17 protein-coding genes are annotated in these 20665 nt (G+C 71.4%); 8 read left to right on the top strand and 9 right to left on the bottom strand.

What is annotated here, in order from left to right; genetic code table 11:
- Window positions 1-128: 128 nt before the first annotated feature.
- The 4 genes from ACIQMX_RS00180 (at window position 129) to ACIQMX_RS00165 (ending at window position 3859) form a co-directional block, all read left to right on the top strand.
- Window positions 129-1067 (top strand): ABC transporter ATP-binding protein, encoded by a 939-nt coding sequence (locus ACIQMX_RS00180; RefSeq protein WP_402474048.1) that lies wholly within the window; start codon window positions 129-131, stop codon window positions 1065-1067.
- 1 nt (window position 1068) lies between these two features.
- Window positions 1069-1851 carry an ABC transporter permease gene (locus tag ACIQMX_RS00175; protein ID WP_402474045.1) on the top strand — a complete coding sequence of 261 codons (783 nt, stop codon included), beginning with the start codon at window positions 1069-1071 and terminating at the stop codon, window positions 1849-1851.
- Window positions 1852-1925: 74 nt separating this feature from the next.
- A complete protein-coding gene (locus tag ACIQMX_RS00170) occupies window positions 1926-3242 on the top strand; it encodes a sensor histidine kinase (RefSeq protein WP_402474043.1) in 1317 nt (438 codons plus the stop codon).
- A complete protein-coding gene (locus ACIQMX_RS00165) occupies window positions 3209-3859 on the top strand; it encodes a response regulator (protein WP_402474040.1) in 651 nt (216 codons plus the stop codon). Before ACIQMX_RS00170 ends, ACIQMX_RS00165 begins: the two co-directional genes overlap by 34 nt.
- A gap of 10 nt (window positions 3860-3869) precedes the next feature.
- Here the strand turns inward: ACIQMX_RS00165 and glgX are convergent, their stop codons facing one another.
- A complete protein-coding gene (glgX, locus tag ACIQMX_RS00160; protein WP_402474038.1) occupies window positions 3870-6134 on the bottom strand; it encodes a glycogen debranching protein GlgX in 2265 nt (754 codons plus the stop codon).
- A gap of 153 nt (window positions 6135-6287) precedes the next feature.
- On the opposite strand from glgX, the gene ACIQMX_RS00155 reads away from it, so the two are divergent.
- Together ACIQMX_RS00155 and ACIQMX_RS00150 are read left to right on the top strand one after the other, a co-directional pair.
- The gene (locus ACIQMX_RS00155; protein WP_402474035.1) at window positions 6288-7520 is read left to right on the top strand and encodes an Ig-like domain-containing protein; all 1233 of its coding nucleotides are present in this window, start codon (window positions 6288-6290) and stop codon (window positions 7518-7520) included.
- A 267-nt stretch (window positions 7521-7787) separates the two neighbouring features.
- Window positions 7788-9041: an Ig-like domain-containing protein gene (locus tag ACIQMX_RS00150; RefSeq protein WP_402474033.1), complete on the top strand. Its 1254-nt coding sequence runs from the start codon at window positions 7788-7790 to the stop codon at window positions 9039-9041.
- Window positions 9042-9190: 149 nt separating this feature from the next.
- On the opposite strand, the gene ACIQMX_RS00145 is transcribed toward ACIQMX_RS00150, so the two are convergent.
- The 4 genes from ACIQMX_RS00145 to ACIQMX_RS00130 all read right to left on the bottom strand — a co-directional run bounded on the left by ACIQMX_RS00145 (window position 9191) and on the right by ACIQMX_RS00130 (window position 14872).
- Entirely contained in the window at window positions 9191-10189 is a 999-nt protein-coding gene (locus ACIQMX_RS00145) for a hypothetical protein (RefSeq protein ID WP_402474030.1), read from the bottom strand.
- 357 nt (window positions 10190-10546) lie between these two features.
- Window positions 10547-11212, bottom strand: a complete 666-nt coding sequence (locus ACIQMX_RS00140; RefSeq protein WP_402474027.1) for a 4'-phosphopantetheinyl transferase — start codon at window positions 11210-11212, stop codon at window positions 10547-10549.
- Entirely contained in the window at window positions 11209-12057 is an 849-nt protein-coding gene (locus ACIQMX_RS00135; protein WP_402474024.1) for a metallophosphoesterase family protein, read from the bottom strand. Before ACIQMX_RS00135 ends, ACIQMX_RS00140 begins: the two co-directional genes overlap by 4 nt.
- Window positions 12058-12148: 91 nt before the next feature.
- On the bottom strand, window positions 12149-14872 hold the full coding sequence (locus ACIQMX_RS00130) for an AAA family ATPase (RefSeq protein WP_402474022.1): 2724 nt from the start codon (window positions 14870-14872) through the stop codon (window positions 12149-12151).
- Between the two features lie 248 nt (window positions 14873-15120).
- Here ACIQMX_RS00130 and ACIQMX_RS00125 point away from each other — a divergent pair, with 248 nt between their 5' ends.
- The gene (locus ACIQMX_RS00125; protein WP_363077743.1) at window positions 15121-15735 is read left to right on the top strand and encodes a TetR/AcrR family transcriptional regulator; all 615 of its coding nucleotides are present in this window, start codon (window positions 15121-15123) and stop codon (window positions 15733-15735) included.
- A 70-nt stretch (window positions 15736-15805) separates the two neighbouring features.
- On the opposite strand, the gene ACIQMX_RS00120 is transcribed toward ACIQMX_RS00125, so the two are convergent.
- The 4 genes from ACIQMX_RS00120 to ACIQMX_RS00105 all read right to left on the bottom strand — a co-directional run bounded on the left by ACIQMX_RS00120 (window position 15806) and on the right by ACIQMX_RS00105 (window position 19186).
- A complete protein-coding gene (locus ACIQMX_RS00120; protein WP_328896449.1) occupies window positions 15806-16075 on the bottom strand; it encodes a PqqD family protein in 270 nt (89 codons plus the stop codon).
- 386 nt (window positions 16076-16461) lie between these two features.
- Window positions 16462-17226, bottom strand: coding sequence for an alpha/beta fold hydrolase (locus ACIQMX_RS00115; RefSeq protein ID WP_363077745.1), 765 nt, complete (start codon window positions 17224-17226; stop codon window positions 16462-16464).
- Window positions 17227-17322: 96 nt separating this feature from the next.
- Entirely contained in the window at window positions 17323-17556 is a 234-nt protein-coding gene (locus ACIQMX_RS00110; protein WP_402474017.1) for an acyl-CoA carboxylase epsilon subunit, read from the bottom strand.
- A 19-nt stretch (window positions 17557-17575) separates the two neighbouring features.
- Window positions 17576-19186, bottom strand: a complete 1611-nt coding sequence (locus ACIQMX_RS00105; RefSeq protein ID WP_402474014.1) for an acyl-CoA carboxylase subunit beta — start codon at window positions 19184-19186, stop codon at window positions 17576-17578.
- A 499-nt stretch (window positions 19187-19685) separates the two neighbouring features.
- Between ACIQMX_RS00105 and ACIQMX_RS00100 the strand changes: the two genes are divergently transcribed.
- On the top strand, window positions 19686-20552 hold the full coding sequence (locus ACIQMX_RS00100) for an ACP S-malonyltransferase (RefSeq protein ID WP_363077767.1): 867 nt from the start codon (window positions 19686-19688) through the stop codon (window positions 20550-20552).
- Window positions 20553-20665 lie beyond the last annotated feature (113 nt).

Below are 20665 nucleotides of genomic sequence, written 5' to 3'. Positions count from 1 at the left end.
GCACCCGGCAACGGCTCGGCGGGCAGCGGTCGAGGACGGTCGTAGTACGGCATCAACCGATCGGCGGATGACGGTTCGAGCGCGATGGCGGATGCCGCGGGGGCCCGGAGCCCGTGATGCTCGCAGGCATGGCAATCATCGAGGTGAACGGGGTGCGCAAGACCTACGCGGGCCGCCCCGTGGTCGACGGCGTGAGCTTCCGCGTGGACGAGGGCGAGATCTTCGGGATCCTCGGCCCCAACGGCGCGGGCAAGACCACCACCGTCGAATGCGTCGAGGGCCTGCGCGTCCCCGACGCCGGTACGGTCCGGGTCGCCGGTCTCGACCCCGTCGCCGACCACGACCGCGTGACGCTCCTGCTGGGCGCGCAGCTCCAGGAGAGCGAACTCCAGCCGAAGATCACGGTGAGCGAGGCACTGGAGCTGTACAGCGCGTTCCACCCGCACCCCGCCGACTGGCGTCCGCTCGCCGAACGGCTCGGGCTGCACACCACGCTCACCACCCGGTTCGCCCGGCTCTCCGGCGGCCAGAAGCAGCGCCTGTCCATCGCGCTCGCCCTCATCGGCAACCCCCGCGTGGTGGTCCTGGACGAACTCACCACCGGACTGGACCCGCGCGCCCGGCGCGACACCTGGCAGCTGATCGAGGAGGTACGGGACAGCGGGGTCACGGTGGTGCTGGTCACCCACTTCATGGAGGAGGCCCAGCGCCTCTGCGACCGGATCGCCGTGATCGACCGGGGCCGGCTCGCCGCCCTCGACACCCCGTCCGGACTGATCGCCCTGGCCGGCGGCTCCACGTCCATCTCCTTCACGCCCTCCGCCCCGCTCCCCGAAGCAGAGCTGGCCGCACTGCCCGGCGCGACCTCGTACGGGACGAAGGACGGACGGGTCGCCGTCAACGGCACCGACGAGACCGTCAACGCCGTCATCTCGCTGCTGGCCCGGCTCCGCGTCACCGCGCACCGGCTCAGGGTCGCCGAGGCCACCCTCGACGACGCGTTCCTCGACCTGACCGAGCACCCCGGCCCCGCGGACGACCGCGGACTGACAGAACAGGCAGCCTGAGATGGCCACGGCGAACACCGTCCCCGCGCCCCGCCCCGCACCCTCGCGCGCCTCGCTCGCGGTCCTGAGGTCCGAGACCCGGCTCTTCCTCCGCGAGCCCGGCAGCCTGTTCTGGATCCTCGCCTTCCCGACCGTGCTCATGACGATCCTCGGCCTGATCCCGTCCTTCCGGGAGCACGACGACGCGCTCGGCGGCCGTCGCGTCATCGATCTGTACGTACCCGTGGCCATCCTGCTCGCCATGATCATGGCCGGTCTGCAGGCGATGCCGCCCGTCCTGACCGGGTACCGCGAACGCGGCATCCTGCGCCGCATGTCCACCACGCCCGTACGGCCCGCCGCGGTCCTCGGCGCGCAGATCGTCCTGCACGGCGCCGCCGCGCTCGGCTCCACCCTGCTCGTGACGGCCGTCGGCCGGATCGCCTTCGGAGTGCGGCTGCCCGGGCAGCCGTTCGGCTATCTGCTCGGGCTGCTGCTGGCAGTCGGCTGCGTGCTGGCGCTGGGCGCGCTGGTCTGCGCCGTCTCGCGCACCACCAAGATCGCGGCGGCCGTCGGCTCGGTCGTCTTCTTCGTGATGATGTTCACCGCGGGCGTCTGGGTGCCGGTGCAGGTCATGCCCGACGCGCTGCGCCACATCGTCCAGGCCACCCCGTTCGGCGCGGCCTCACAGGTGCTGGACCGCGCGGCCACCGGCGCCTGGCCGAGCTGGGCGCATCTCGCGGTGGTGGCGCTGTGGACCGTACTGGCGGCGACTGCCGCGGTCCGTACGTTCCGATGGGAGTGAGCGGAGCCGGCCTCGTCGGGGAACCGGAGCGGGGCCGACTTCATCCGGAGACCGGAGCGGAGCAGACTTCATCCATGAACACCGCGGAGACGACGGCCGAGCAGTGGTGGGAGCGGTTCTTCCGGCACGGACCGTACGCGCTGCTCGCCCTGGCCGCCGGAGTCTCGGCCGTGACCAGCGGGCTCCTCATGTCCCGCACGGACGTGTACGCCGCCGCGGTGCTCCTCCCGGCCGCGCTCGCCCTCCAGCTCCTGTGGAGCAGGGCCCCGGCGGAGCAGGGATCACCCGCGGCCCAGTGCCACTTCGTCGTCCGTACCCTGCTGGCCCTCGGGCTGACCTGGTGCAACCCGTTCTTCTCGATCTACGCGGTGCTGGGCTACTTCGACTCGGGTCGACTGCTCCCGGAGCGGCGCATGAGGGCCGGGCTGCTGGCCACCGCCGTCATCATGGCGGGCGCGCAGTCCGGCAGCGGCCTGCCGCCCACCACCCCCATGAGCTGGGTCGTCTTCGCCATCGTGCTGGCCGTGCACGTGAGCCTCACCATGGTCTTCGCCCAGATCGGCAACCGGGAGGCCGAGCAGGCGCGTACCAGGACCGACACCATCACCGCACTGGAGTCGGCCAACGCCCGGCTCGAACAGGCCCTGGCCGAGAACGCCGGGCTGCATGCCCAACTCCTCGTGCAGGCACGGGAGGCGGGCGTGGCCGACGAGCGGAGCCGGCTGGCCGCCGAGATCCACGACACCATCGCCCAGGGGCTCACCGGCATCATCGCCCAGCTCCAGGCCGTGACCTCCACGGCCGGGACCGACCCCGCGCTCGCCGGTGAGCACCTCGCCCGGGCCGCCGCACTCGCCCGGCACAGCCTCGGCGAGGCCCGCCGCTCCGTGCACAACCTCGTTCCGTCGGCTCTGGAACACGACGACCTGCCCGGCGCCCTGAGGAAGACGGTGACCACATGGTCCGAACGGACCGGGATCCGCGCCGAGTTCACGGTCACCGGCACGGCCGAACCCCTGCACGACGAGGTCGGCGCCACCCTGTTGCGCATCGCGGAGGAGGCCCTCGCCAACGCGGCCCGGCACGCCGGGGCGTCCCGGGCCGGCATCACCCTGTCCTACATGGGCGACGAGATAGCACTGGACGTACGGGACGACGGTCGCGGCTTCGACCCGGCCGCGCTGCCGCCGTACCGGGGCGCCGGCGGATTCGGGCTGGGCGGCATGCGGGCGCGCGCCGAACGCATCGCGGGCACGGTCGAGGTGGAGAGCGGCCCGGACCTCGGCACCGCGGTCTGCGCCCGGGTCCCGATGGTCCGTCAGGCCCCGGGCGTTCCGGCACAGTACGGTGGGCCGCTATGGACCGGGAACCCGCGCGCGTCATCACGCTGATCGTCGTCGACGACCACCCCGTCGTACGGGACGGGCTGCGCGGCATGTTCGCGTCGGCGCCGGAGTTCCGGGTGCTGGGTGAGGCGGCCGACGGCGTCGAGGGCGTCGGCCTGGCCCTCCGGCTCGATCCCGACGTCGTGCTGATGGACCTGCGGATGCCGGGCGGCGGCGGAGTCGCGGCGATCGCCGAACTGACCCGGCGCGGCGCCCGCTCCAAGGTCCTGGTCCTCACCACGTACGACACCGACTCCGACACGCTGCCCGCGATCGAGGCGGGCGCGACCGGCTATCTGCTCAAGGACGCGCCCCGCGACGAACTCTTCACCGCGGTCCGTGCGGCCGCCGACGGCCGCACCGTCCTCTCGCCCGCCGTCGCCTCCCGGCTGATCTCCCGGGTGCGTACCCCGGCCGCGCCCGGCCACGAGGCACTGTCCGCGCGTGAGCGCGAGGTTCTCGGACTCGTGGCCCGGGGCACGTCGAACCGCGAGATCGCGGCCGAGCTGTTCATCAGCGAGGCGACCGTGAAGACCCACCTCACCCATGTCTTCGCCAAACTGGACGCCAAGGACCGCGCCGCCGCGGTCGCGGTCGCCTACGAACGCGGCATCCTCGGCTGACCCTCCCGCGCTACGACCGCACCCGCAGCAGCAGCACCGACCGCGCCGGCACCGTGAAGACCGTGCCGCCCTCGTGGACCGTGCCCGGTGCGGCGGACTGGTCCTCCCGCGAGGTGTCCAGGACCAGTTCGTACGCGTCCGCCCACGGCGGCCCCGGCAGCCGGAAGTCCGCGGGTCGGTCCCCGGCGTGCAGGACCGCGAGGAAGCTGTCGTCGCTCACCTGCTCGCCCCGGGCGTCACGGCCCGGGATGTCGCGGCCGGAGAGGTAGAGGCCGACCGTGGCGGCCGGTGCGTACCAGTCCTCCTCCGTCATCTCCGCGCCCTGCCGGGTGAACCACGCCAGATCCCGCAGCCCGTCGGGCGCCTGGGACCGCCCGGAGAAGAACGCCCGGCGCCGCAGCACCGGATGGGTGTGGCGCAGTGCCAGCACCCGGGCCGTCAGCCCGGCCAGCTCCCGCCACTGCGGCTGCTCCAGCAGCGACCAGTCCACCCAGCCGGTCTCGTTGTCCTGGCAGTAGGCGTTGTTGTTGCCGCCCTGGGTACGGCCCATCTCGTCGCCCGCGACGAGCATCGGCACCCCGGTCGACAGCAGCAGTGTGGTGAGGAGGTTGCGCAGCTGGCGGCGGCGCAGCGCGTTGACGCCGGGGTCCTCGGTCTCGCCCTCGGCGCCGCAGTTCCAGGCCCGGTTGTCCGAGGTGCCGTCCCGGTTGCCCTCGCCGTTGGCCTCGTTGTGCTTGTGCTCGTAGCTCACCAGGTCGCGCAGGGTGAAACCGTCGTGCGCGGTGACGAAGTTGACGGAGGCGTACGGCCGCCGGCCGCCCCACGCGTACAGGTCGCTCGACCCGGTCAGCCGGTAGCCGAGATCGCGTACGTCCGGGAGGGCGCCGCGCCAGAAGTCCCGTACGGCGTCCCGGTACCGGTCGTTCCACTCGGTCCACAGCGGCGGGAAGGCGCCCACCTGGTAGCCGCCGTTGCCGACGTCCCACGGTTCGGCGATCAGCTTCACCCGGCGCAGCACCGGATCCTGGGCGATCACCGCGAGGAACGGCGACAGCATGTCGACGTCGTGCATCGAACGGGCCAGCGCCGCGGCGAGGTCGAAGCGGAATCCGTCGACGCCCATCTCGGTGACCCAGTACCGCAGCGAGTCGGTGATCAGCCGCAGCACGTTCGGCTGCACCACGTGCAGGGTGTTGCCGCAGCCCGTGTAGTCCGCGTACCGGCGGGCGTCGGCCTGGAGCCGGTAGTAGCCGCGGTTGTCGATGCCGCGCAGCGAGAGCATCGGGCCCAGTTCGCCCGCCTCGGCCGTGTGGTTGTAGACGACGTCGAGGATCACCTCGATGCCCGCGTCGTGCAGCGCGCGCACCATCCGCTTGAACTCGCCGACCTGCTCGCCCGCCGTGCCGCTCGCGGAGTACGCGGCGTGCGGGGCGAAGTAGCCGATCGAGTTGTAGCCCCAGTAGTTGCGCAGCCCGCGCCGCAGCAGATGGTCCTCGTGGGCGAACTGGTGCACCGGCAGCAGCTCCACGGCCGTCACCCCGAGGCGCTTCAGATGGCCGACGGCCGCCGGGTGCGCGAGGCCCGCGTAGGTGCCGCGCAGCTCCCGGGGGATACCGGGGTGGCGGGCGGTGAAGCCGCGGACGTGCAGTTCGTAGATGACGGAGTCGGCCCAGGGCGTCTTGGGGCGGCGGTCCTCGGCCCAGTCGTCGTCGTCATGGACGACGACTCCTTTGGGGACGTACGGAGCGGAGTCCCGTTCGTCGCGCACGGTGTCGGCGACATGCTGCTGGGGCCAGTCCCTCACATGGCCGTACACCTCGGCCGGAAGGGTGAAATCGCCGTCGACGGCCCGTGCGTACGGATCGAGCAGCAGTTTCGCCGCGTTCCACCGGGCGCCCGTCCACGGGTCCCAGCGGCCGTGCACCCGGTAGCCGTAGCGCCGGCCGGGCCGCACACCGGGCACGAAGCCGTGCCAGATCTCGTGGGTCAGCTCGGTCAGCGCAAGGCGGGTCTCGGTGCCGTCCTCGTCGAAGAGGCAGAGCTCGACGGCCTCCGCCCCGCCGGCCCAGAGGGCGAAGTTGGTGCCCGCGACCCCGTCGGGGCCCACGCGGAAGCGGGCTCCCAGGGGGGTCGGCGCTCCCGGCCACACGGCGGGCGGCCGCTGCGCCGGTTCGACGGCCGGGCCGGATCCGGTGGCGGGCGCACGCTCCGCCGCCGTCCCGGACGGCCCCGTGGCCGTCCTCGGCACTGCCTCCTGCTCGGCTGCGCTCGACACCTGCTCGCCTCCCGCGGCTCATGGGACCGGCACCGGAAAAGGGGTGTGCGGCGTCCCGGCCGCGGCTTCCCGAGTGTGGTCGTCCCCTCTGTTCTGCCCACGCGGGGGCCCGCACTCACGTTTCCCCCGGACCGCCCCCGTCGTTGGGGGGACGTGAATCACGTAGCGAAGAAGGCAGGGGCGAGCCCGGCGACCGTGAAGGCCCGGTCGGGACTGCTCGCCGTACTGGCCGTACTGGCTGCCCTGACGGGCTGCTCGGGTACGAACTCGATCATGGGCGGGAAGTCCCGCTCGCCGCAGGAGGCCATCCGGATCACCCCGCGGGACGGGGCCGAGGACGTCGCGCCCGACACCCGGGTCGGGGTGAAGGTGCCGGACGGGCGGCTGGAGAGCGTCGAGGTCACCCGGATCGAGGACGCGCAGCAGCAGGAGGTGCGGGGCCTGATCGCCGAGGACGGGCGCTCCTGGTCCCCGCAGGGAGTGTCGGCCCGGCTCGGGCTCGCCGCCAAGTACAGCGTCGACGTGGTGGCCGTGGACGGTGCGGGGCACCGCGCGGCCCGCCACACGACCTTCACCACGACGGTGCCCGGACACCGCTTCATCGGGTACTTCAAACCGGAGAACCGGTCGACGGTCGGCACCGGCATGATCGTCTCCTTCGCGTTCAACCGTCCCGTCACCCGTCGGGCGGCCGTGCAGCGGGCCATCCGGGTGACGGCCGATCCGGCGGTCGAGATCGCGGGGCACTGGTTCGGCGACAAGCGGCTGGACTTCCGCCCGGCCGCCTACTGGCAGCCGGGCACCGAGGTGACCGTCGAGGTGGGGCTGCGCGATGTGGAGGGGGCGCCGGGGGTGTTCGGCAGCCAGCGCAAGACGGTCCGGTTCACCATCGGCCGCGAGCAGGTGTCCCGGGTGGACTCGGCCGCGCACACGATGGAGGTGCGCCGGGACGGACAGCTCGTCTCCACGGTCCCGATCACCGCGGGCTCCCCGACGACGACCACGTACAACGGGAAGATGGTCGTCAGCGAGATGCACGAGGTGACGCGGATGGACGGGCGGACCGTGGGCTTCGGTGGCGAGTACGACATCAAGGACGTCCCGCACGCCATCCGGCTCACCGAGTCCGGCACCTTCCTGCACGGCAACTACTGGTCCGACGACGACATCTTCGGCTCGACGAACGTCAGCCACGGCTGCATCGGGCTGCGCGACGTGCAGGGCGGCAGCGGCTCCACCCCGGCCGGCTGGTTCTTCGACCGGACCCTGATCGGGGACGTCGTCGAGGTCGTCAACTCCAAGGACAAGAAGGTCGCTCCGGACAATGGTCTGGGCGGCTGGAACATGGACTGGAAGCGGTGGAAGGCGGGTTCCGCGCTCCGCTGACGCCCGGGGACGTTCCCCGGGTTTCCCATCGACGGCGCGGCCGCTCGGGCCGCGCCGTCCGGCGTACCGGCGCCGCGGCGGCGGCAGCCCTCCCGACCAGGCCAAGTCCTGGGACGAGTTGGGACTGAACGGTGACATTCCGGAGGAGATCTGCCCACCGTCGGTGTGATTATCTTTCGATGAGCGCGCATGTGCGTGCGGGGGTGGGAGCCTGCGGGTTCCCTGGGGCCTTGGCGGGGCCAGGCCGTGTGAGGGGAGACGACCACATTGAACGGGCAGCCGATATCGGGGGCATCGGCCGGGGCGGACAGCAGGCGGCGGGGGCGTGGGTCCACGGGTCTGATGGCTCTGGTAGTGGGTGCGCTGCTGTTGCTGGTGACGGCGTGCGGCGGGGGAGACACCGACGGCGGGGGCAAGAGCGGCAGGGCGGCCGGGTCGGGGACCACGGACACCACGGCCTCGCAGGCCGTCGTGAACATCGTGCCGAAGGACGGGGCCGACTCCGTCGCCACGAGCGGGGCGCTGAAGATCTCGGCCGAGCAGGGGAAGCTGGCCACGGTCAAGGTCTCCGACCCGAAGGGGGCCGACGTCGCGGGGAAGATCGCGGCCGACGGCACCAGCTGGGAGCCGGACCGGCACCTGGCAGCGGCGACGAAGTACAAGGTCCACGCGGTCGCCAAGGACGCGAAGGGCCGTGAGTCGGCGAAGGACACCACCTTCACCACCCTGGTACCGCAGAACACCTTCATCGGGCAGTACACCCCGGAGGACGGCTCCACGGTCGGCGTCGGCATGCCGGTCTCGATCCACTTCACCCGGGGCATCACCGACCCGGAGGCGGTCGAGAAGGCCATCGAGGTGACGGCCGAGCCCGCCGTCGCGATCGAGGGCCACTGGTTCGGCAACGACCGTCTGGACTTCCGCCCGGAGGACTACTGGGCCGCGGGCACCAAGGTGACCGTGAAGCTCGACCTGGACGGCGTCGAGGGACGTCCCGGTGTCTACGGCAAGCAGGCCAAGACGGTGTCGTTCACCGTCGGCCGCCGGCAGGTCAGCACCGTCGACGCGGAGTCGCACCGGATGAAGGTCGTCCGCGACGGCAAGCAGATCAAGGACATCCCGATCTCGGCGGGGGCCCCGGCCACCACCACGTACAACGGCCAGATGGTCATCAGCGAGAAGCTCCGGGTGACCCGGATGAACGGTGACACCGTGGGCTTCGGCGGCGAGTACGACATCAAGGACGTGCCGCACGCGATGCGCCTGTCCACGTCGGGCACGTTCATCCACGGCAACTACTGGGGCGGATCGGGCATCTTCGGCTCGACCAACACCAGCCACGGCTGTGTCGGCCTCCAGGACGCGCGCGGTGCCGGTGACCCGAGCACCCCGGCCGCCTGGTTCTTCAACAGCTCGCTCATCGGGGACGTCGTGGTCGTCAAGAACTCCCACGACAGCACGATCCAGCCGGACAACGGTCTCAACGGCTGGAACATGAGCTGGTCGGAGTGGACCAAGTAGGTCCGGACCCAGCGGTACGGACGCGGCGCCGGCTCCCGGGACCTCATCGAGGTTCCGGGAGCCGGCGCCGTTTCGTGCGCGCGGCTGCTCCATGGCGGGGGAAGCGGTAATCCGGCAGGCACTCGATACGTACGCAACCGTCCGGTTCGCTACGTGGGTGAGGTTCCGGGAGTTTCCGCGGAGGATGCCGGACCGTCCGCGCCCCGGGGGTTTTCCGGTGAGGCGGAATCGCTCCCCGCCATGGCTGTCCGGGGCGCCGGAAAAGGGTCGTCTACCAGGCCCGCCCGGGTCAGGACAACACCGGCTTGGAAACGGCTGATGGCGCCCTGTTCATCCATGATTTCAGCGATATGCCTACGGCAGGTACGGACGGATATGCCGAGTCGGCGAGCCACCATTTCGTCCTTGTGGCCCATTGCCATAAGACGCACTATCGACTTCTTGAGTGCATCGATTGTGTGCCCGGTGTCCTTCGTGTCGGGAATGAGCGGGCATGCGGTGTTCCATAGGTTCTCGAAAGCGGCACAGGCGAACGCCACCATTGCCGGGTCCCGCACCGCGACCGTCCCCGTCGTGCCGGCGTCCCCGGAGAGGTCCGGGGAGTGGGGCAGAACGAGGATCTCGCGGTCGAAGGCGACGAGCGGATCGATCAGCTCGGCGCTGGTCCTGACCTCGGCCCCGTGCTGGGTCAGCTCCCGCACCAGCGCCCGGGTGACCAGGTCGCCGCGTATGGCGTGCTGGTAGATGAGCCGGGCCCGCACCCCGCGGCCCAGCAGATCCAGGGCGATGGTCCGGGCGGCCGGGAAGGACTGGCAGGGGCGGGCGCCGCTGGGCAGGACCAGGAGGAGCTCGCGCCGGCAGCGGGCGCTCATCTCGCCGACCAGCGTGTGAAAGGCCGTGACCCCCGTGGGGCCGCCCGCCGTGGGCGCGGGGTCCGCCGGGGCGGGCCGGCTCCCGTCGCTGCCGAACGGTGACCCGTCCCCGCCGATGCGTGGTGCGCCGTGTTCCAGTGGTGTGCGTTCCCCGACCGAGTGGGACCCTCTGGCTGCCGGCATTCGCTGCTCCCCCTTGCGCCCGCAGGTCGTTTCGGGCGTCAACTCTAAAGTATCCGGATTTCGTGAAGAGAAATGGAGCGTAAATTCGCTCACGAGTGATCCGAGAGTACGGCCATGCGGTGGAGAGAGGGAATACGGCAAGTTTCGGAACGGTGGGCAGAAATTAACACAAGGGTGCTCGGGGAAGAGGCCTCCGGTGATGAAGGTCCGGAAAGGCCGCCTCGTCCAGGATTTTTGGTCAGGAAATCCGATTGTGCTCGTTCGGCCATGAGCGTAACCGAGGGAGTTGGTCACTGAACAGTATTTACTTAATTAATGCATTTCATTTACTTTCCCTTTACTCCTGATCGGATTGCGCCGCTGTTTGGGCATGCCGCACCCGGGGAAGGGGCTGGGGGACAATTCTGACGATCGCTCCGGGCGGACAGCCGTCGAGTGGCCGGGGCCGCTTCAGCCCGGCAGGACGATCGCGGTCAGGACGAAGCCGCGTCCCACGGTCCAGCGCCCGGAGAACGTGTCCCGGGCGTGCCCGGCCACTTCGGGCCCAGACACCAGGAGGCGCGCCGAGAACGTGCCCGCGCCGGGGTCGAATTCGAGCTCCGCCTCCGTGAAGTCGAGCTCGCGGTGGGTCAGCGGATACCAGGTCTTGAACACCGACTCCTTGGCGCTGAACAGCAGCCGGTCCCAGTGCACGTCGGGGCGTTGCCGCGCGAGCGCGGCGACACCGGCCCTCTCGCGCGGCAGGGAGACGACCTCCAGGATGCCGTCGGGCAGGGGCAGATTCGGTTCCGCGTCGATGCCCAGCGACGCGACGCCCCCGGAGCGGGCGACCGCCGCCGCGCGGAAGCCGGTGCAGTGGGTCATGCTGCCGGTCACGCCGGCCGGCCACTCGACAGCTCCCCGCTTCCCCGGAACCAGAGGAACCGGATCCACGCCGAGCTTGTCCAGCGCCCGGCGTGCGCACAGCCGGACGGTGGTGAACTCGGCGCGGCGCTGCGGCACCGACCGGGCGATCGTCGCCGCCTCCGCGGGGAAGAGCCCGTGGCCGTCCGCGGGCGACAGATCACCGAACACGCTCACGGCGGCCACCTCGGGGGGCAGCACGGAGTCGATCATGCCGGGTGCTCCGAGGCGGGACTCGGCAGGATCTGACGCAGCGGCGAGCGGGGCGGCCGGGAACGCCACTCCCGCGGATACCCGATCGACACCTCTTCGAAGCGGACCCCGTCGTGCCAGGTGACCCGTGGGATGTGGAGATGGCCGTAGACGACGGCGGCCGCCCGGAAGCGGAGGTGCCAGTCGGCGGTCAGCTCCGTGCCGCACCACTGGGCGAACTCGGGATACGTCAGGATCCGGGTGGGTTCCCGCACCAGCGGGTAGTGGTTGACCAGGACGGTGCGGTGCCGCGGGTCGACGGCCGCGAGCCGCTCCTCGGTGAGGGCGACCCGGGCGCGGCACCAGGCGTCGCGCGACGGGTACGGGTCGGGGTGGAGCAGGTACTCGTCCGTGCACACCACCCCCGACTCATGGGCCACGCGCAGCGACTCCTCCTTCGTGCGGGTCCCGGGAGCGCGGAAGGAGTAGTCGTACAGGACGAACAGCGGGGCGACGGTGACGGGTTCCCCGCCGCCCTCCCAGACCGGGTAAGGATCCTCCGGGGTCGACACCCCGAGCTCCCGGCAGAGTTCGACCAGCCCGTCGTAGCGGTCCTTGCCGCGCAGGGCGACAGGGTCGGCGGGATGGGTCCACAGCTCGTGGTTGCCGGGGGCCCAGACGACCCGGCGGAACCGCTCCGAGAGAAGCTTCAGCGCCCAGGCGATGTCCTCGAACTTCTCGCCGACGTCCCCGGCGACGAGCAGCCAGTCGTCGTCGGACTCCGGCCTGAGCGACTCGGTGATGCGCCGGTTCTCCGTATGGGCGACGTGCTGGTCGCTGAGCGCGAACAGCTTTCCGTGGGGCACGGAGTTCAGTCCTTCCGTCAGGTCGAACGTGTCCGGCCGGACCGGCCCGGCCGGTCGGCCTGTCGCGGCCCGGCAGGACCGTTCCGGCTCATCAGACCGCTTCGGCCGTGGAGACCGCAAGGTGCAGGTCCACCGGAAGATCCTGCCGGCGCGTGATGTTGAGCTTGCGGTAGACGCGCGTCAGGTGCTGCTCGACGGTGCTGACGGTGATGTGCAGCTTCAGGGAGATCTCCCGGTTGGTGTACCCGCTCGCCGCGAGCGTGGCCACCCGGCGCTCGGAGTCGCTCAGCTTCGTGTCGGGATCGGAGCGGAACTCCTCCGGGGCGCCGCGGCGGCGCATCCGGTCCTCCGGGCCGAGTTCCGGGCTGAACTCCTCGCACAGCGCCTCGGCACCGCACTCCCGCGCCAGGTTCCACGCCCTGCGGATCACCGCGTCCGCGCGGGCCTGCTCGGAGACCGCCCGCAGGGCGCGGCCCAGCTCGGCGAGTGAGCGCGCCAGCTCCACCCGGTCGCCGGACCGGCCGAGCTCGTCGACCGACTGGTTCAGCAGGGTGAGCCGCTGGCGGGGATCCGAGGTCATCGCGCGTAGACGCAGGCTGATTCCGCGCACCCACGGTCTGCGCGCGTCGGGATCGGCGAACTGCTGGTCCACCAGCGTCCGGGCCCGCTGCGTCTCGCCGAGCCGGAACAGCACGTCGGCCGCGTCCGTCCGCCAGGGCAGTACCGCCGGCCGGTCCACACCCCAGCTCTTGGCGAGCCGGCCCGCTTCCAGGAAGTCGCCCAGCGCGGCGTGCAGCTGATGCGTCGCCATCAGGTAATGGCCGCGGGCGCGCAGGTAGGAGAGGCCGTGGGTGCTCTTGAACAGCGTGTCCGAGACGGGCTGGTGGAGCTGGCGGGCGACTGCCGCATGGTCTCCCATCAGGGTGCGCGCCCGGATCAGGGTGGCGGTCGGGCTTCCGACGAACGCGCTGCTGCTCTGTTCCGGCAGGCAGTCGAGCGCCCTGCACGCGTAGTCCTCGGCGGCGGACAGATCGCTCAGGCGCAGAAGTACCGCCGCGAGGGCCGAGGAGAACAGCGCCTGCCAGGCGGGAGCCTTCTGCCGCTCGGCCTCGGCGATCAGCTCACGGCAGCAGGCGGCGGCCCGTTCGGGGTGACCGAAGTAGGCGAGGGAGCGCAGGGCGCGCATGACCGGTTCGAGCGTGTCGTCGGTGAGGACGACCGTACGCAGGAAGCGTTCGGCGGCCGTGGTCTCCGTGCTGCTCCCGGCTCCCTGCCCGGGTCTCCCGCCGTCGGCATCCCGCGGATGGACGGCCCGGGCTCCGGGCGCGTCCGCGGCCTCGTCCGAACGGGGCCCGAATTCGGTCCGGTCCGGGCTCCCGATGCTGCTCGCCACGGTCTCCCGGAGGATCCGGGACATCACCTCGCCCGCCTCGGCCACCCGGCCCTGGCAGGTGAGGAGTTCGGCCAGCGGTGCCAGGCGCTCCGCCGCCAGGCGGCCGGCGCGGAGCACCGCGAGCGGGGCGGACAGGTGCTTCTCCGCCCGTCCCGGGTTGACCCGCCATGTGACGGCCGCGAGCCGGGTCTTGATGTCGACCCGCTGCTGCTCGTCACCGCTCAGTTCATGGGCGAGTTCGAGTGCCTGGGTGGCCCGGCCGGGATCGCTGTGCGTCAGCAGGTCCTCGGTGGCCTCCCGCAGGACGTCCACGGCCCAGGGGAGGACGGTGGGCGAACCGCCCAGCCGGGCGGCGTCGAGCAGATGCCCGGCGACCCGGGTGACGGATTCGCCCTCCACGTGCAGGAGTTCGGCGGTACGAAGATGCAGCCCCGCCAGTACGTCGGCCGGGATCTGGTCCAGGACGGCCGTCTGGGTGTGCGGGTGCGGGAAGCGGTGTCCGCTGAGGATGCCGGAGGCGGACAGGGAGGCGACCGACTGCGCGGCGGTGAAGGCCGCGACGCCCAGGAGCCTGCCGGCCCGCTCCGGTGTGTAGGCGTCGCCCAGCACGGCCAGCGCCGCGCCGAGGTCCAGCATCCGCGGTCCGCTGTGCCGCAGGCAGGTCAGGACCGCCTGTCCGAACAGCCCGCCCTGCTCGGGACGGAAGCCGTCGGCGGCCGCGGGCGCGGAGCTGTGTTCCTCCAGGAGGGCGCGCAGGAGCAACGGGTTGCCCCCGCTGATCGCGTGCAGCTCGTCCGGGTGCGCCTCGCGCGGTGTGGGGCCGGGGGTGGCGGCCGCGACGCGGCGGCAGCCCTCGGGAGTGAGGCGCCGCAGCCGGATGCGCCGCACGTTGCGGCTGCGCAGCAGCTCCGTACCGAAGGAGGCGTCCTGGGTGTCCTGGTGCAGGGGCGTCGTGAGCACCAGCAGCATCCGGGTGGAGCGGCTGTGCCGGACGATGTGCAGGAGATAGCGCAGGGAGGCGCTGTCCGCGTGGTGCACGTCGTCGACGGAGATCACGACCGGCCTCGTGGCGCTCAGTTGCTCCAGCGCCGCCTGGAACTCGCGCATCGCGCTCACCTGCGGTGCGCCGTCCGGCGCCGCGGAGACGCCGGGGAACGCGCCGGCCGGGGCGTCCCCGGTCAGCTGTCGCATCAGGCCCAGGGGGAGATCCCGCTCGGTCGGTGAACCGAACGCCCGCAGGACCAGGTCGTCCTCATCGGCCCATTCGGCGAGGGAGTCGATGAGTTCGCTCTTGCCGCACCCCGCGGCTCCCTCGATGACGACGATGCGGGCCGCGCCGCCCCGGCACTCACCGAGTGCGGTGCGCAATGCCCGGACTTCCAGCTCTCTTTCGGTAAAATCCACAATGTCCCCCGAACCCATGCTGCGCTCCGACCTGTCCCGGCATCGGGAAAATGCCCTGATGGAACGTGTGTGGCGTATATGGAACGCGTGTGCGTACGCTACACGCCTATGAGTGTGGCGCACGCTCGCCGCATCCTCTAGTGGCCACAAGCTGCACGCTCGGCCGGGCGGTGGAGTGTCCCGAGGCGATCAGCCAACGCTGCGCGGTTCCAGGGCAGTTGGGTCGGTCTAAGATGCCCGGACGACTTCGAGGCAAGGGTGGTGCCGTGGGTCACCGTGAAGATCTCCTGGAAGGCGCGAAGCGCTGTCTGCTGGAGAAGGGGTTCGCCCGGACGAGCGCCCGGGACATCGTGGCGGCATCCGGAACCGCCCTGGCGTCCATCGGATACCACTACGGCTCCAAGGACGCACTGCTGGCGCAGGCCTACGTCCGGGCGATGCAGGAGTGGGCCGACGAGTTCGGGCCGGGCACCGCGATCGGGGCCGATCTCGAGTCCGCCTCGTCGACGATCGAGCGCTTCGAGCTGGTCTGGAACCGCATCGTCGAGATCTTCCCGGAGCGCAAGTCCCTGTGGGCGCTGAGCGTGGAGGTTGCCGTGCATGCGGAGAATCTTCCGCAGGTGCGCGAAGGTCTCTCCAGGGCGCAGCCGTTCGGCTGGTCGGCGCTGGTGGCCCTCTTCCACGGCGTGGACGAGAGCGAGGTCGACGAGCAGATGGCGGTCACCCTCGGCCAGTTCTATGCCGCACTGCTCAACGGTGTGATGTCGCTGTGGCTGTTCTCGCCGGAGACCGCTCCCTCCGGCCGTGATCTGGCCGAGGCCATGAGGGCGATTCTGGTGCTGCATCAGGGTGCCGCCGCCGGGGCGGGTCCTTCCGCCTGAACGGGGTGGGCCCGGCGGCGCGGAAGGGTGAGGGGGTGCGGGGGCCGGGCGGCATGCGGCCCCCGGGCGCTCAGGGCTCGTCGCGGACCAGGCCGGCGTCCCGCAGCTCGCTGACCCAGATGTCCATGTCGGTACGGGTGTTCTCCGGGTCCGTGCACCACAGCTCGGCCAGCATCTCGGCGGCGGGGCCGAGTTGTCCGTTGTGCTGGCGCAGCGCGATCCACATGGCTGCGGCGACGGGGCTGCACCGGTAGCTGGCGCCGTCCGCCGCGGTGAGGAATTCGAGGTACCCGTCCTCGGTGACGCGTGAGGTGACGCCGTTCTCTGGTCGTACCGGCACTCTGGCCTCCGTAGTCGATAAGCCGGTCGGTGACGGCCAACCGGGAAGGAGGCGTGACCGTGTACACGGGGCGGGGATGGGGTGTGGGTCCGGGCGGCGTGTTGCGTCGGCGCCGACCGGGGGTGCCTCGCACATCGGCTCATGAGGGCGGACTGCCCGATGCCGCGATAGACGTTAGTCTAGTACGGTCGTCTAGATTCTGGTGAGGGAAGCGCAACTCTGTCCGGAATACATTGCCCAGTACATGAAGTTCGCCTGCCCCGGAAGCGATTCCGGGGCAGGCGGGAGCAGGTCCGGGAAGGGGACACCGGTCGTCGGCGTCCCGTGCGGGACTCACCCGTGAGTGACCGGGACCGGCGGACGGACGGCCCGCCGGTCCCGGTCACTCACGATCCGACCGTCAGCGCGCTCGTGCGGGCGCGGATCAGGTCGAGGACCGGGGCCACATGGGAGTCGAGGAAGAAGTGGCCGCCGGGGAACACCTTCAGCTCGAACGAGCCCGTGGTGTGCTCGCGCCACGCCGACGCCTCGTCGACCGTCACCTGCTGGTCGGCATCACCGACGAGTGCGACGACGTCCAGGCCGAGCGGCGGCCCCGGCCGGTACCGGTAGGTCTCCGCCGCCTTGTAGTCGCTGCGGATCGCCGGAAGGATCATGCGCAGGATCTCCGGATCGCCGAGCACCGCGGAATCCGTACCGCTCAGCTGGGTGATGTCGGCGATGAGGCGGTCGTCGCCCGCCTGGTGCACGCGCTCGTCGCGCACCCGGGACGGCGCCCGGCGGCCGGAGGCGAACAGCGTGCCCGGTGATGTCCCCCCGGCCTCCAGCCTGCGGGCCACCTCGAACGCGAGCGTGGCTCCCATGCTGTGGCCGAACAGCGTCAGCGGCAGGTCCCGCCAGGAGTCCAGCTCCCCGACGACGAGGTCGGCCAGTTCCTCGATGTCCTCGACGCAGGGTTCCTGCCTCCGGTCCTGGCGGCCCGGGTACTGGATCGCGAGGACATCGATCGCCGGGGACAGCGCACGCGACACGGGGAAGTAGTAGGTGGCCGATCCGCCCGCGTGGGGGAAGCAGACCAGGCGGGTGCGGGCCTCGGGAGCCGGATGGAAGCGCCGGATCCAGGGTCCGGTCTCCCGTGAGTCGTCCGTCATCAGTGCTCTACATCCTTCTGCTGTGGCTGTGGCGGCCATGGTCATGGCCGGGGGGACAGGGCGGGGTGGTGTGCGGCAGGGGCCGGGGCCCAGGCCTCACCGGGCCGCCCAGCTTCCGGGCGGCCGGTAGTGGAGCGGCGCGCTCCACCGGGGCGTCGTGCCCCCGCGGGCGTCGGGGCCGGCCGTCGGGGCGCGGCGCAGGCTCAGCAGCGCGGCCGTCACCGCGGCGATCTCCTCGGCGGACGGCACACCGCCCAGGAAGCGCAGCGCCGGTCCGGTGCGGTCCGCGTCCGCGGCGTCCGGCGCGGGGGAGTAGGGGGCAGTGGTCATGGGCTCGGTCCTCACAGGCTCAGGTCGGGGGATTGCCGTGCTTGCGGGCCGGGACGCGTGCGTCCTTGGTCCGCAGCATCGCCAGGGAACGCGCCAGCACCGCGCGTGTCTCGGCCGGATCGATCACGTCGTCGACCAGGCCGCGCTCGGCCGCGTAGTACGGGTGCATCAGCTCCTGCTGGTACTCCTTGATCCGCTGCTCGCGGGCCGCCGCGGGATCCGGCGCGGCGGCGATCTCCCGGCGGAAGACGATGTTCGCGGCACCCTCCGCACCCATCACCGCGATCTCGTTGGTCGGCCACGCGAAGGACAGGTCGGCCCCGATGGAACGCGAGTCCATCACGATGTACGCCCCGCCGTACGCCTTGCGCAGGATGACCTGGACACGGGGCACGGTCGCGTCGCAGTAGGCGTAGAGCAGCTTCGCGCCGTGCCGGATGATGCCCTGGTGCTCCTGGTCGGTGCCCGGCAGGAAGCCCGGCACGTCGACCAGCGTGACCAGGGGGATGCTGAACGCGTCGCAGGTCTGGACGAACCGCGCCGCCTTCTCCGAGGCGTGGATGTCCAGCACCCCGGCCTGCGACGCGGGCTGGTTCGCCACGATGCCGACGGTGTGGCCGTCCAGCCGGGCCAGCGCGCAGATGATGTTGGTGGCCCACTGTGCGTGGACCTCGAAGAAGTCCTCGTCGTCGACGATCTCCCGGATCACCGCACGCATGTCGTACGACTGGTTGGCGTGGTGCGGCACCAGGCTCAGCAGCGCCTCGCACCGCCGGTCCGCGGGGTCCTCGGTCGGCGCCTCGGGCGGGAGCTCGCGGTTGTTCGCGGGCAGCAGGGAGAGCAGGTGCCTGACCTCTTCCAGACACTCCGCCTCGTCGTCGTACACGAAACCGGCCGCGCCGGAGACCGTCGCGTGGACCTGCGCCCCGCCGAGCTGCTCGTGCGTCACGCGTTCGTTGGTGACGGCCTGGACCACGTCCGGCCCGGTGATGTACATCTGCGAGATGTCCCGCACCATGAAGACGAAATCGGTGAGCGCCGGTGAGTAGGTGGCACCGCCCGCGCACGGCCCGAGGATCACGCTGATCTGCGGGATCACCCCGGACGCCCGCACATTGCGGCGGAAGATCCCGCCGTATCCGGCGAGCGCCGTGACACCCTCCTGGATCCGGGCCCCGGCACCGTCGCTCAGTCCCACCAACGGCGCGCCGGCCGAGATCGCCAGGTCCATCACCTTGTGGATCTTCTGCGCGTGCGCCTCGCCCAGCGAGCCGCCGAAGACCCTGAAGTCGTGCGCGTACGCGAACACCGTACGGCCGTTGACCTGGCCCCATCCGGTGATCACCCCGTCCCCGCTCGGCCGCCGGTGCTCCAGCCCGAACCCCGTGGACCGGTGCCGCCGCAGCGACTCGACCTCCTGGAACGTACCCGGGTCGAAGAGCAGCTCCAGGCGCTCGGGCGCGGTCAGCTTGCCCCGGGCGTGCTGCTGTTCCGTCGAACGAGGACCCATTCCCTCGCGCGCCGCGTTCTTCAGCTCCGCCGCCCGGGCCACCAGCGAGCGCAGGTCCGGCCGGTGCTCCGCGGAGATGCCACCACCGCTGTCCGACGGGGCGTCCTGAATGACTGTCATGGTCCCACCCATCCAAAGCTCGACGGTGCGCGGTGGCTGCTCGCACCGGCGCCGGAATCGGGATAACCGTCCCTCATTGAAGGCCCGGTGCGATCCCCGTGCCCTCCCCTAAGTTGTCCGGCACCCCCCTAAGAGCTCCCCGGCCGTGCGAGCCGTCACCACCCCGCCGCCCCGGACCGGACCGGCACCCTTAGGGGCCCTACGGGGCGTCGCCGGGTGGAGGCGAAGTGCCTTTACGCCGCCCGGGTGGCGGCGGGCCCGGAGTCCAACGCGCACGGTCGTCAACGGAATTGGGACCCGCGAACCTTAGGGGTTTTGGCGGCGGCAGGCAGACCTCAGCCTGGGTCCCGACCGGTTCGGAAACGAAGCGCCCCACGGGCTGATCGCTCCGGAACGACGTGCTGAAGGGCAGGACACCATGAGACACGACTTCCGCACCGGCGGTGCGCTGGTCTTCCCCGGCATGAGCCCCACACGCTTTCAGGACTCGGCCAAGTTCATGCTGATCAACCCGGTGGCCCGGCGGCTCGTCGCCGAGGCCGACGACGCGCTCGGCTACTCGCTCGTCGACCGCTACCGCGACACGGAGGGCGACTACAGCGAGTACGCGCAGGTCGCGTTCCTCGTCAACTGCCTGGCACTCGCCACCTGGGCGCAGGACCGGTTCGACCCGGAACCCGCGCTCTGCGTCGGCCCCAGCTTCGGCGGAAAGACCGCGGCGGCCCACACCGGCGTCCTGGACTTCGCCGACGCGGTCCGCCTGACCGCCGGCTGGGCCAGGCTCCTGGAGTCCTGGTTCGCCGAGAACCACCGGGACGTCGTCACCCACTCCTTCACACGCGTCCCGCGCCCCGAACTGGACCGGGTGCTCGCCGAACTCGACGAGCGCGGTGAGTGGTACGAGATCGCCTGCCACGTCGACGAGGACTTCTACATGGTGTCGCTGCGCGAGACCGTGCTGGAGTGGCTGGGCAAGCGGCTGCGTTCGGTCGGGGGCCTGCCGCTGTACACGATGCGCCCGCCCATGCACGCGAGCGTCTTCGAGCCCCTGCGCCGGCGGGCCGAGGAGGAACTCTTCGCCCCGCTGACCTTCCACGATCCACGGATACCGGTCGTCGCCGACCAGGACGGCGCCCTGCTGACCACCGGCGACCAGGTCCGCACCATGCTGCTGGACGGCTTCGTCCGTCCGGTCCGCTGGCCCGCCGTCGTCGACGCCCTGCGCGGCCACGGCGTCGGCAAGCTCTACGTCGCCGGGCCGGACAGCCTCTTCGGCCGGGTTCCCGTCACCACCGGGAACTTCGACGTCGTCGCCGTGGACCCGAGGACGGCCCTCCAGCCCGTCCGCCGGAACCTCGCCGCCTGAGCGGGGCCCGGTCGCCCCGGACCGACGAACACCCGGTGGGACGCGCCCAGGCCGGCGCCGCGCCCCCGCCGTCTCCACCAGGACCGGCCGCGGACTCATGAGCGAGAGGTACA

Source organism: Streptomyces sp. NPDC091416 (assembly GCF_044756845.1).
In the GTDB taxonomy this organism is placed as follows: Bacteria; Actinomycetota; Actinomycetes; order Streptomycetales; family Streptomycetaceae; genus Streptomyces.
This window is presented reverse-complemented; position numbering and strand designations above follow the sequence as displayed.